9 protein-coding genes are annotated in these 13,614 nt (G+C 43.7%); 1 reads left to right on the top strand and 8 read right to left on the bottom strand.

Annotated elements, in window-relative coordinates:
• Positions 1-2 precede the first annotated feature (2 nt).
• From CKO50_RS22785 to CKO50_RS22750, 8 genes are all read right to left on the bottom strand, one after another.
• A complete protein-coding gene (locus CKO50_RS22785; RefSeq protein ID WP_095730038.1) occupies positions 3-1,523 on the bottom strand; it encodes a site-specific integrase in 1,521 nt (506 codons plus the stop codon).
• Between the two features lie 144 nt (positions 1,524-1,667).
• On the bottom strand, positions 1,668-4,121 hold the full coding sequence (hrpB, locus tag CKO50_RS22780; RefSeq protein ID WP_095730037.1) for an ATP-dependent helicase HrpB: 2,454 nt from the start codon (positions 4,119-4,121) through the stop codon (positions 1,668-1,670).
• Between the two features lie 76 nt (positions 4,122-4,197).
• Complete coding sequence (locus CKO50_RS22775; RefSeq protein WP_095730036.1) at positions 4,198-6,066, bottom strand: GGDEF domain-containing protein; 1,869 nt, start codon at positions 6,064-6,066, stop codon at positions 4,198-4,200.
• On the bottom strand, positions 6,066-6,950 hold the full coding sequence (locus CKO50_RS22770) for a hypothetical protein (protein WP_095730035.1): 885 nt from the start codon (positions 6,948-6,950) through the stop codon (positions 6,066-6,068). Before CKO50_RS22770 ends, CKO50_RS22775 begins: the two co-directional genes overlap by 1 nt.
• Before the next feature lie 210 nt (positions 6,951-7,160).
• Complete coding sequence (metH, locus tag CKO50_RS22765) at positions 7,161-9,788, bottom strand: methionine synthase (protein WP_095730034.1); 2,628 nt, start codon at positions 9,786-9,788, stop codon at positions 7,161-7,163.
• A gap of 9 nt (positions 9,789-9,797) precedes the next feature.
• On the bottom strand, positions 9,798-10,877 hold the full coding sequence (locus CKO50_RS22760; protein ID WP_095730033.1) for a homocysteine S-methyltransferase family protein: 1,080 nt from the start codon (positions 10,875-10,877) through the stop codon (positions 9,798-9,800).
• On the bottom strand, positions 10,867-11,814 hold the full coding sequence (gene metA / locus CKO50_RS22755) for a homoserine O-succinyltransferase (RefSeq protein WP_095730032.1): 948 nt from the start codon (positions 11,812-11,814) through the stop codon (positions 10,867-10,869). The genes CKO50_RS22760 and metA overlap by 11 nt, the downstream gene beginning before the upstream one ends.
• A gap of 380 nt (positions 11,815-12,194) precedes the next feature.
• The gene (locus tag CKO50_RS22750) at positions 12,195-13,166 is read right to left on the bottom strand and encodes an IS110 family transposase (RefSeq protein ID WP_255231185.1); all 972 of its coding nucleotides are present in this window, start codon (positions 13,164-13,166) and stop codon (positions 12,195-12,197) included.
• Between the two features lie 307 nt (positions 13,167-13,473).
• On the opposite strand from CKO50_RS22750, the gene CKO50_RS24990 reads away from it, so the two are divergent.
• Positions 13,474-13,596: a hypothetical protein gene (locus tag CKO50_RS24990; RefSeq protein ID WP_255231159.1), complete on the top strand. Its 123-nt coding sequence runs from the start codon at positions 13,474-13,476 to the stop codon at positions 13,594-13,596.
• Positions 13,597-13,614: the final 18 nt, after the last annotated feature.

Here is a 13,614-nt window from a genome sequence, read left to right as displayed (position 1 = left end):
TACTACTGCTCCGCTCCATCTTTAAAAAATTCATCATCAAAATCTCTAAAAATGTAGTCCTCAAATGCATTTTGGGCTTCTTGACGTTCGTCAAAATTTTCAAAAAGATTTAGATATGACTGAGTAACTGTAATGTCTTTATGGCAAAGCCTTCTCATAACATCACGCAGTATCATGTCAAAACGCCTTGGTCGCTCTTGAATTCCAGCTTCAACCTTTGCCTGTTCAATCATTATCAAATTGTCATAATAACGAAGTGCAAATGTTGCTCTTAGCCAATGAAACACGAAATCTTTTGGGAAATTGGTTGATGCGTACTTTTCAATTTTCCTGCATAGTACATCAGTTCTTTTTCCTTTCGGTCTTGCATCCTTCCTCGTTACTTTATATCTAGGGTCATTTTTAGCCATATAATGACAATTACCTCTTTCAGAAATAAAAACGTACATATCATCTTCTGAAATTGGCTCTAAATCAGGATGCTCTTTTGAATAGTTTTCTTGAAATTTCTGTCTGCGTTTTTTAGCAACTTTACTATGTGCATAGACTCTCAATTCGTCTGCTAAATTAGCTGGGATGTAAAACTTGTACTTTCTATCGAATTTTGTGTCGATTCCAGTGCCGGGACCTGCTGTAATCAGATAAGTTCCATCTTTTTCAATTAAAGCTTCTTGTCTGAATAATTCGAGATGTCTCATTCGAATTGTTAATACTGTTTGCTTACGTATGCCCGTGTATAGTGACAATTGAGCTATCAGCCGCTCATCTACATTAAACTCACGTTGCTTTAATATAGAAACTAATTCTTGGCGCTCACCTGTTGTTAGAGGTCTTAAATCTTCACCTTCATCTCTTACTTTGCCGAAGGAAATAGGTGCAGCCTCTTTACTTACAGGTACTCTTTGAGACCTTTTTTTTCTTGTAACAGAGCCAGAACCAGTACTCGTATCAAAAAAATGATTATAATCTTCAGCGAGATCTACCCTGTCAATATCATTTTCATATCCGTGCTGCTTAAATAACCATTCAAAAAAGTAATAAACCTTCCCTGTCTTTATATTGACTGATCCTGCGGCTACTCTTCCACTTTCAACTAGCCAGTTAAAATATTTATAAGATGGTCGATTTACAGCCCTGCGTGCTGAAAAATCTAAGTAATCTATTCCTTTATCTTCACAAAAAATAAGATAATCGAGAAGCTGAGTGGCTGTGGATTGAATATCGTCGGTTTCCGAACCTAGTTTTTTAAAACCAGAAGCAATATTCCAAAGATACATATTTGCCTCTTTCCAAGGCTGTCCATTTTTGTGTAAAAGGAATGGGAAGTTATATATGGAGTCATCATGAGCAACTCGTGACTCTACAGGTGTATATGAGTATGTGTACTTTTTTTCTTGACCATTAAACTTATGTGAGACGATATGAGTAAGTGCATTTAAAGGTGCTCTGTCAAAATATAAATCAGCACTTACATTTGCAGTTCTTCTAATGAAGGTAATTCGCTGTGATTTGGATAATTCCATAATTTTATTGATCCTAAAACTTGAACTGCTGTCAACAGAATCGTAGTTCGCACAGAAAATGTCAACTAATTTTTGTTCACCTTCTTNTTAAATGAAATTGTCAACAGAAATATTTATTCCCACACTGTTGTCAACCAAAATACTTCACACAAGTTTTGGATATCGACCACGCATCTCTTTGGCCACCTCAAAATAAGAAGTTTGCCAAAAGTTGTTTAAATCACTGGTAGTTTGGATTGGCCTTTTCGCTGGAGATAACAGCTCGAATCGCACTGGGACTTGGCCGTTGGCGAGCGTTGGCGACGTCAATTGACCAAACATTTCTTGTAACACCACAGAAACGGTTGGCCCTTGGTGCTCATCGTAGCGGATCGCGACTCGCTTATCGCTTGGCGTAATGTAAAACTCAGGTGCTTGCGCCTCAAGTTGCTGTTGCTGCTCCCACGTGAGCATTGCTTGAAGCAGGTTAAAAATATCCACTTGCTTCAGTTGTTTGATAGTGTTTACGCCCGTCAAATAGGGCAATAACCAAGTATCAAGCTGCGCTATCAAACTTGCCTCAGATAGCTGTGGGAAGGTATCCAGCTGCTCACTTAACCATTTAGCTCGAGCGAGCCAAGCGTGACTTTTTGCCGACCAATTGAGCAGACCAAGCCCTTCCGATGTGAGAATATCCTTCACACATTGGGCAAACGCTTCTTTGGGGATTTGACTCAAATTTTGCTCTTTTAATACCAGAGCATGATATTTAACTTGTTGCCGGCCCTGAATCGCCTCTTTTTTACTATCCAGTTGATACTGCACCACCTCACTCAAATATGGCGCTAGCTGCTCAAGTAATGTGCTCTTTTCGATTGCGCAGCTCAGAAATACCAAGCCATCCTTATTTTTGCCATCCACATCACAAACAATCAAATAAGCCTGACCTTGCAGCGGATCGCCGTCACGTAATGTCACCCCCCGACCATTCGCAAGCAAGTAGCGGTTGTCCCCTAAAGGACGTTTTTGTGCAGCTCTGTCAGGAAAGGCATGGAGCAATAAAGTAGGTACTAAGGTTTGAATATCTACAAGGGTGATTGCTTCACTCTTGAGCTTAATTCCCAGTTTGTGTGCAAATGATTTGGCCAATTTTACGACCTGCTCTGCGGCAGCTCTGTGCAAGCGATATGCTTTGGCGGCACGGGTACGGTCTTGAACAAACTCAATCAATGCCAATACTCGCTCACATATATCGCTTGTGTTGGCTTGTACTACAATATCTCGCTCGCTCAATATCGCCGCCAAAAAACAAGCTAGTTGTTGCGAAATTGGCGTCTCACACCGCAGCAGCATGCTGGCAAGACGAGGCGCAACACCCAGTTGTAGTGCACGCTGCCCAGCAGTTAACACTTTATTATGCGCATCTACCAAGCCAAGCGACTGATTCAATTGACAGGCCACCGAAAAATGTTGCATCGGTGGCGGTGTTAGCCAATTCGCGTCCTTGTATTGTGTCACTCCCCACGCGCTGAGCTCTAACGCTAAGTCACAAAGGTCAGTGGTGGTGATTTCTTCTGGCTGAAAGTCACGTAAATTATTATGCTCGCTTTCGCGCCAAAGACGTAAACAGTGACCTGCGCGTAGACGACCAGCACGCCCGGCGCGTTGTGTTGCTGATGCCTTTGAGATCATCACCGTATCGAGCCGCGAGAGACCGCTTTTAACGTCATAGGTTAAGCGTTTTTCAAGGCCAGAATCTATAACCATAGTGATCCCGGCTATAGTCAAACTGGTCTCAGCAATATTGGTCGCAAAAATAACACGTCTTGATGCACTAGCGCTTTTACTCAGCACCTTTTCTTGTTCAGATAGGGGTAATCCGCCGTACAAAGGCAGAAGCTCAATATTACTTTGTTCAAGCTCTTGGCACGCCTGAATGCTGCGCTGAATATCAGCCTGCCCGGGGAGAAATACCAATACATCGCCATCGCTTTGTAGAGTGAAAGCATGGCGCAGCGCACTTAACACCTGATCTGCCAAGTAACGACTCGCTTTACCGACGTACTCAATTTCAACAGGATAGGTTTTACCAGGGCAAGATAACCTTGGTGCGCCATCCAGATAATTCGATAATAGCTCAGTGTCTATGGTGGCGGACATCACCAGCAATTTGAGGTCGTCGCGATATGCTTGTTGCACTTCAAACGCGAGCATTAAAGCTAAATCCGCATGAATCGAACGCTCATGGAATTCATCGAAGATAATAAGCGCAACATCACTGAGTTCAGGATCCGCTTGAAGACGGCGAGTCAATACGCCTTCGGTGACGATTTCCAAGCGGGTGTTGGATGAAACACGTTGCTCGTTTCGAATTTGATAGCCTACTCGCTCGCCGACCGATTCTCCCAGCTGTTTGGCTAAATAGGTCGCAATAGATTTTGCCGCCACACGACGTGGCTCAAGCATAATTATTTTTTTACCCGAAAAAATATCAGCTTGCAGTAAACGCAGCGGCACTAAGGTCGATTTACCTGCGCCGGGTTCGGCCTGTAATACCAGACGGTTATCATTGGTTAAGGTGGAAATAATCTCGGGGATGAAGGCTTCAATCGGCAGCAAAACTATAGCGCTTTATTATTCTATCTTGCTCAATATGATACACCTAAACTGGATGTCTCCAAATAGCCGAATTCGCTTATCGAGTATTACGAGCATAAATAAGATCGGATAGATTTGACCACGTTTTTAGTTTGCCTGCTTGTAAATATGAGCGTAGATTTTGCACCACGTGATCGGCTGGACTCTGTACTTCCTCGTCTCCAGTGTGCACGCCAACCCAAGCATTGCGATGAGATTCTTTCGCAAGATATAAGCCACCATCAGCTAACTCTAACACATGCTCCCAGCTAAGCTTGTCTGGTTGTGTTGGGTCAAACGGGAATGGCGCAAAACCGATTGAGCAAGTACAGTTGATAGATTGATCGTTCACCACAAATGGATAGCTCTCCACTTGGCGACGGATCCGTTCTGTCACTTCGTGCGCAGCCGCTCTGTCCATATCTGGCATCACCAGCAGAAACTCTTCTCCACCCCAGCGCACTATAATATCTGACTCACGTGTACATTGCTTAAGGATTTCAGCAAAATCTTGCAGCACGATATCTCCTGCTGCATGACCAAAATTATCATTGATATTTTTAAAGTGATCGATATCAATAATCACAAAAATCAGATCAGTATTCTGTTGTAATTCAGGTGCTTTCCATCTTTGTTTGTATACTTCAATTGTGCCATCAATGACGCTAAAAAAGTGATGCCGATTGCTCAGCCCAGTTAAGCTATCGGTGAAACTGAGGGTTTGTAACCGCTTATTTCGCTCCGCCAGTTCCTCGGTACGTTGCGCAACCTGACTTTCTAACAGTTTAGTGTATCGACGATTCTGCCAGCGCCAATAAAAAACCAGCAACAAAGTAAATGCAAGCAAGGCTATCAACAACCAACGCTGCTGGCTTAATCTTGCATTTTCTATCTGTTGCTGATGCGCCATAATCTGCTTTGCCTGCTGGGCATTGTCTCGCTCAAGCTCGTTCAGTGCCTGCTTTTGTTGGGCAAGAGAATATTGCGCTTCTAGCTTAAGTAGTTTGTTATTACGCTTTTGCAAATTCAGTGACTGCTCGGTAACGGCATAGCGTTTTAAATAACGATGCGCTTGCTGATAGTCTCCAAGCTGAGCATAGGCTGAAGCCAATATCCACTGCAACTGAGATTGAAAAAGTAAAAAACGTGTACCAAGCGTATCTCTCAGCCCAGCCTGAGCTACATCAATTGAAGTGGCAAAATCACCGCTTTGTAAAGCCACCCTGGCACGCTGCACCGTCGACATTATCCGCATTCTTCGATTTTGAACCAGATAACCCGCATCGTCTAACTCATCTAGAATTTGCTTGGCTGGTAAGTATTCACCAAGCTGTAAATGAGCCCAAGAACGCGTCAGCTTTAGCTGTGCAAGCGTCTCCTGGCGAATACCTGAAATTTCTGGAACTAAAGAAGACTTAAGCGCTAAACGATACGCGCCCCTATCCATATTCAAGCGCGACTGCCATAAGCTGATATCAGCTTTTATTTGGGCATTATCATCAATTTGCTCAGCCAGCAATGACGCTTTATCTAAATAGCGCTGTGCTAACTCATAGCTTTCTAAGTCAATATCAAGGTGAGCGATAGCGAGATAGGTGTTCGCCTTTAAAAATGTATTGTCATCGGCTTCGGCCAACTGCAACGCTTGTTGGTGCAAGTCGAGACCAACCTCAAACTCACCAAAGTGTTGAACTATACTCCCCTCCAACAGTAATGCTTTGATTTGCAACGGCTTATTGCCTTGTGCACGCGCTTGCTCTCGAAGTGCTCTGATGTCCGGTAATAAAGACAAGTCGTAATCTTGTTCAGCCGACATTTGTAGCGCATTTAAATTGCGCTGTATTTGTTCCGATGATTCGTAAGCAAACCCACAAAATGTAATTAGCGTACTCACCAATATGAAAAGCGATACCACAGCTGGCTGCATTAGTCTCCTCCCACCAGCATTTCAGCGTTAGCCACCTGCCAATTCGCCACTTTTTTGTTGATAAAGCCAGATTCTGTCAACGCCTGTTTGATCACACCTCGTCGTTTAAGTATTTTTAACCCACGATTGAGTGCCGCAAATATTTGCACACCTTCAGGATGGTTTTTACTGACGACAAAATGCCGAGAGTCTGGCAAGACAACCTTAATATTTTCGATTGGGACATATTCTTTACCTTCAAAATTTAAAGTTAAAGAGTCACTCACGCTAAAATTAATCAACATAGTGTCTACTACATCGCTTTCTACCATTGCCAACATGGTTTCCCACGGGCCAATAAAGCTCACCATGTGTAAATCTGTATTCATCAACGCACGCCAATCCACTTCCCATTGCGGATTCGACACCACATTTAGCTGCCGAAGCTGTGAAAGCGGTGTTTGCTGTAGTGCGACATTACGCTTGGTGACGTAAAACCCTGCTGCGTAATCTCCGACTTCAACAATCGGATCTGAGATAAATAATGAGCCGCGATAGTCCACGATGTTTTCATGCCAAACACTGCGAGCAAGGATGAGGCTTTCCCCAGCGATCAGATCAGAAAACTCTAGAATATTAACCGAAGGTTTTGGATTAAATACGACTTTACGTGTTTCACCACCAAGAAACAGAGCCTGCTGTAATAGCACCATTTCGATGATTTCAATATGGGAACCTTTGGTGGTAGGAAAGAAAGAATCAACGTCTAAGGCGTCACGACCCGCAAGAAAGTGCTCATAACGCTGACTGAAATTTTCGCTACTGATTATATCAACAACCAGCTGATTGCTCCCCCAACCGAGATTGGAAATAAAAAGGAGTGAAAACAGCCACTTCATCTTCATTGTTGAGTAAAGCCTTATTATTAACAGTTATTCAATTCAGTATACTTGAATTTAGCGCGCTCTGTTAACCACTAAACAACATATTCTAATGAATTTGGATTTGAAATTTATCAGCCTGCAAATAAACGTTAAAACTCACAAAGTGAAAGCAATAAAAAGCCTAGCTTACCTTAGCCTTAGATTAAGGTAAGCTAGGCTTCAATTCAGCTATTATGCGGGTTCATATCCTAAGTTAGGACCAAGCCAACGCTCCGCTTCTTCTAGCGACATCGCTTGACGCGCTGCATAGTCTTCTACTTGGTCTCTTTGAATACTCGCAACGGCAAAGTATTTAGAATCTGGATGCGAGAAATACCAACCCGACACCGCTGCTCCCGGCCACATGGCGTATGAGCTAGTCAGCTTCATACCGATACGGTTTTCGACATCTAACAGCTGCCAAATTTTTTGTTTTTCGGTGTGTTCAGGGCACGCAGGATACCCTGGCGCTGGACGGATCCCTTGATAGTTTTCACGGATAAGCTCTTCGTTACTTAGCGCCTCATCCGCTGCAAATCCCCAGTGCACTTTACGCACTTGCTCATGCAAGTATTCGGCAAATGCCTCGGCTAAACGATCTGCGACCGCTTTAATCATGATCTTGTTGTAGTCATCTTGCTTGGCATCAAATGCATCTGCTAAGTCATCTTCTTCAAGGCCACCAGTGACCGCAAATGCACCAAAATAATCAGGTGTGCCTTTAGGTGCAATATAATCCGACAAACAATAGTTAGGGAAATCGGTTTTTTCGGTTTGCTGACGCAGCTGACATGACGTAACCAAGACTTCGCTGCGCGACTCATCGGTATAAATTTCAATATCATCACCCACACGGTTAGCAGGAAACAATCCAATCACACCCAGTGGCTGTAAAGTGCCCGCTTGTTCTAACTGATCTAACATGGCATTGGCATCATGAAACAGTTTTTGCGCCTCTTCACCAACTACTTCGTCTTGTAGAATACGTGGATATTTACCGGCCAATGACCAGGTCATAAAAAATGGCGTCCAGTCGATATAATCGCGTAGCGTTTTAATGCTCACGTCTTTAAACTCGGTGATCCCCAACTTATTTGGCACCGGTGGCGTGTAGCTTTGCCAATCAAGTTTTACCGCATTATCGCGAGCACGCGCCAAGGTAACCGGTTTTGAACGTGGCTTTTTACGCGCCTGCTGCTCCCGTACTTTGACGTATTCGTCCGCTGTTTTTGCTAAAAGCTCTGGCTTTTGGGTTTTACTTAGCAGGCTAGATACCACACCAACCGCACGACTGGCGTTATTGACGTAAATCACACCTTTGTCGTACTGAGGTTCAATTTTAACCGCCGTATGCGCTTTCGATGTGGTTGCACCACCAATGAGTAGAGGAATATCAAAGCCGCGACGCGTCATTTCTTTCGCAACATGCACCATTTCATCAAGGGATGGCGTAATAAGGCCAGACAGACCAATGACATCAGCGTTTTCGTCAATGGCCGTTTGCAGAATTTTCTCTGCTGGCACCATCACACCCAAGTCCACGACTTCGTAGTTGTTACATTGCAGTACCACGCCCACAATGTTTTTGCCAATGTCGTGTACATCGCCCTTAACCGTGGCCATGATCACTTTACCGTTACTAGAGCCTTCTTCCTTTTCGGCCTCAATGTAAGGGTCAAGGTAGGCAACTGCGCGCTTCATCACTCGAGCAGATTTCACCACTTGAGGCAGGAACATTTTGCCTGCGCCAAACAAGTCGCCAACTACGTTCATACCATCCATCAGAGGCCCTTCAATCACTTGAATTGGCTTATCAAACTGTTGGCGACAGGCCTCGGTATCTTCGTCGATAAACTCGGTGATCCCTTTAACTAAGGCGTGCTCCAAGCGTTTTTCAACCGGCCAAGAACGCCACTCTAAATCTTCCTGCTTTTCGGCTTGCGCCATACCCGAGTATTTCGGTGCGATCTCAACCAATCGTTCGCCAGCACCGGCGTCGGTATTGAGGATCACATCCTCAACGGCATCACGGAGTTCTTTTGGAATATCGTCATACACGGCTAACTGACCGGCATTGACGATCCCCATATCCATGCCTGCTTTAATCGCATGGTAAAGAAACACAGAGTGGATCGCTTCACGCACCGGGTTGTTACCACGGAATGAGAAGGACACGTTCGACACGCCCCCTGACACTTTACAATGCGGCAGGTTTTGCTTAATTCTGCGCGTACCCTCGATAAATTCAACGGCGTAGTTATCATGTTCTTCGATACCCGTTGCGACCGCGAAAATATTGGGGTCAAAAATAATATCTTCTGGCGGAAACCCTAGCTCGTCAACCAAGATTTTGTAAGAGCGCTGACAGATCTCAAACTTTCGTTCTGCGGTTTCCGCTTGACCAACTTCATCAAATGCCATCACCACCACAGCAGCGCCAAAGCGCTTGATGATTTTAGCTTGATGGATAAATGGTGCCTCACCCTCTTTCAAAGAAATTGAGTTTACAATGGCTTTACCCTGAATACATTTCAGGCCCGCTTCAATGACTTCCCATTTAGACGAGTCAACCATGATGGGGACTTTTGAAATATCTGGCTCTGACGCTATCAGATTGAGAAATTTCACCATCGCAGCTTTTGAGTCCAACATGGCTTCATCCATGTTGATATCAATCACTTGCGCGCCGCTTTCAACCTGCTCTCTGGCAACATCCAGCGCGGTTTCGTAATCTTCTTCTAAAATTAAGCGCTTAAATTTTGCCGATCCCGTTACATTGGTACGTTCACCGACATTGGTAAATACTGCTGTTTGTGTCATGGTGAATTCCTAATTTAAGTTACAGGCTTCAAGACCTGCCAAACGCATCCGCACTTCGATGTTAGGCAAGCTACGCGGCTGGGTTTGTGCAAGGCCTATCGCGAAGGCACGAATATGTTCAGGCGTGGTGCCACAGCAGCCGCCAACAATATTGATAAATCCTTCATTACCCCAATCGATAATCTCTTTTGCCATGTCGTCGGCTTCTAGGTCGTATTCACCAAACTCGTTAGGAAGCCCTGCATTTGGATGCACTGAGGTAAACGTCTCACAAACGCGTGACAGCTCTTCTACATATTGTCTTAATAAATCTGGGCCTAGCGCGCAGTTGAGGCCGATAGAGATTGGCTTAATATGACGAATGGAGTTATAAAACGCCTCTGTGGTTTGCCCTGAAAGCGTGCGACCGGAAGCATCGGTAATTGTGCCCGAGATCATAACAGGCAGAGTGACACCCGCTTGCTCAAATGCTTCTTCTACGCCGTAAGACGCGGCTTTGGCGTTGAGCGTATCAAAAATAGTTTCAATCAAAATAAGGTGCGCACCGCCTTCAATAAGGGCAAGCGTTGATTCAACATAAGCTGCAACCAACTTGTCGAAAGTGATATTGCGAAAACCAGGGTCGTTTACATCTGGAGAAATCGAGCAGGTTTTTGACGTTGGGCCAAGTACACCTGCCACATAGCGAGGCTTGCTGGGATCTTTGGCGGTAAATTCATCACACACCGCACGTGCAAGCTTCGCCGATTCAAGATTAATCTCACGGCTTAGGCTTGCCATGTCATAATCTTCCATCGAGATGGTGGTAGCGTTAAAAGTATTGGTTTCAATGATATCCGCGCCAGCAGCTAGATAATCGCGATGGATCTGTTTGATTATCTCAGGCTGCGTCAAACTTAGTAGATCGTTGTTGCCTTTGATAAGGACATGCCAATCTTTAAAGCGCTCACCACGATAGTCTTGTTCTTCTAATTTGTGCTTTTGGATCATGGTTCCCATTGCACCGTCTAAGATCAGAATCCGTTGCTGCATTGCTTGCTTAAGCTGCTCTGCTATTTGCTCACCGTTTACGGCTACATTATTCGGCATAATTGTTAGTCCTTACATCTTGGCTAACTAAGTTAATATCATAAGGTGTGGTTTGGTAAACATAGTAGTTTAACCAATTTGAGAATAACAAGAATGCATGGCTTTGCCATGTCTTAGATGGACGTTTGCTGGTGTCATTCTCAGGAAAATAGTTCTCAGGCTGCGGTGCGTTGGCCATTTTTTCACAATCGCGAAGATATTCTTTTTGTAGCGTATCGGCGTCGTATTCAGGGTGACCGGTAATATAGACTTGGCTGCCTGAGTGATTTTTAATTAAGTAAGCGCCCACTTTTTCAGAGCCTGCTAATACCACGAGATCTTTACACCCGTTAATTTTATCGATGTCGATGTGGCCATAGCGTGAGTGTGGCACCAAAAACTCATCATCAAAACCGCGAGTGAGCGCCCCGTGGTCAAAGTAACAGCGGTGTTTGAATACGCCGCAAAGTTTGTCATTTTTGAGCGCTCGCTTTAACCCATAATGGTGATACAAGCCGGCATGTGCGGCCCAACAGGAAAACAGGGTTGAAGTAACATGGTGCTCAGCCCAATCAAAAAACGCTTGCAATTCCTGCCAATACACCACATCGTCATATTCAAGATGCGCCAGCGGCGCGCCGGTGACTATCAACGCATCATAGTTTTGATCTTTCACATCCGAAAAATAGCGGTAAAACATATCTAGATGTTGTTCTGAGTTTTCAGAGCTACGGTGCGTGTCTAGTCGCAACAAATCAACATTCACCTGCAAAGGGGTATTTGCCAGTAATCGGATAAATTGCACCTCAGTCTCCACCTTATTCGGCATCAAGTTTAATATGGCGAGCCGCATTGGGCGGATCTCTTGAGTTGATGCACGACTTTGTGGCATCACGAACACATTTTCATGACGCAATTGGGCAATGGCTGGGAGTTCGTCGGTGACGGTGATTGGCATGCGCTGCTCCAGACTAATCGAATGGCATTATTATGGACAAAAACTAGAAAATTTCAACCTCTAGATGTATGGACGTCTAAACCTCATGGTAATAATTTTATATCTCACCCCTAATTCATTATTTAACCCGAAGTTTGAATAAGGAATTATCTAACTAATTGTTTTAAAAACATATTAAATTACTCCCTTATTGCAAGGTTTCTTTAGCAAATAACAGGGACAGGATTGCTGTCATATATACGGTCTGTTAATGAGTTCTATTACAAACTCTAACCTAGATGTAAATCGCGCATATTGTCCTAATCAGGTTATCGGTATTTAGCTACCCCTGAACTCGACAGGTTTTCAATATGTCGGTTTGACCTGTTATGTCATCTACTTCAGTCACTTTCGCAATTCGGTGAAAGAAATCTATTTATCTTGCTTGATATGCCTATTTTGATACTGTAATTGCCATGCCCTCGCGTTTGTACAAGTCGATTTATCCAAAGACTCAGTTGGTCTGTTTTATACTTTGCTCTCGATACAACCGATGTAGCTCCTTGAATCAGTAAACATCTCAAATATCGATTACCACGCTTACTTACCCCGAGCAAAACTGATTTTCCACCCGTGCTGCGTTGCTTAGGCACTAGCCCCAATGAGGCTGAAACATCTCGCCCTTTTGTATAACCACTACCATTACCCATTTCGTTAAAGTAGCTACTTGCAACTATTGGCCCTATGCCCGGAATACTCTGTAAATTGACGCATATCTCATTGTTTTTAACTTGCTCTTTTATCTGTTGATTGTACGTTTCAATACTTTCATCAAGCACTTGTAGGAGTTTATAGAGTTGGCTAAGCACTTGTTTAAAGCTCGCGGTCAATACTCGCTCCTCACCTAACAAAGCAGCCACTTCTTTGCGAACATTTTCGATACCTTTAGTAATGGCAATACCGTACTCAAGTAGCAAACCTCGAATTTGATTACTCAGTGCTGTTCGTTGACCAATTGCAAGCTCTCTCATTTTATGGATTGTTTGACTATCTTGCTGCTCTAATGTTTTCACTGGAACTGAGCGAATATGTGCCTGCTGTGATGCAATTAAAATTGCATACGCATCGTTGTAATCATTTTTATTCCCCGTCAAAAATGGCTTCACGTGTTGTGGTGGTATAAGTTCAATTTGAAAACCTAATTGGCTAATTTCACACCCCCAATAATTAAAGGTGCCACACGCTCCCATGACTAAATTACAATTTGGCATTTGTGCCAAATAAGTCAGTAGTTGACTACCTTTAATAGCTTTCTTTACTACAATTTTACTGGATAGGTTACATCCAATAAAATGAAAAATATTTTTTGCGATGTCGAGTGTGGAAGGAGACCATTACGTCAAGTTATTTATTCAATTTATGTATACTTGTCACCATATTAATAAACACAAAAAACTTGGAGTTGAGGAAGCGGCAGCAATTACAGCTGATGCTTGTATGACACAGCCAAGTTTTGGTCTATTTAGCCTCGAAGATCTTACCTTCGACCATTAGCAAGGAGGGAATTATTATCCGAATCAAACAGTCAGTGGGCAGGATAATTCTTGGTTTCCTTGGTATACCAACTTTGTTGGCGATCCACCAGTAACAGAAATCTTTGAACAGGCCTCGAGTGCTGAAATGCTTGCACGATTGCAATTTAACCTAGCGCAGTTTGGTAAAATCAACCAAGACACCTATGTTAACGGCACACGCTTTAGCCAAGACACAGTCACCGGCTTCTACCGCTGCAGCCACCAATAACCAGCAGAAGCAAGATAT

The sequence above is a fragment of the Pseudoalteromonas sp. HM-SA03 genome (genome assembly GCF_002289345.1).
In the GTDB taxonomy this organism is placed as follows: Bacteria; Pseudomonadota; Gammaproteobacteria; order Enterobacterales; family Alteromonadaceae; genus Pseudoalteromonas.
Note: the sequence above shows the minus strand (reverse complement) of the source record. Positions and strands in the feature narration are given on the sequence as shown.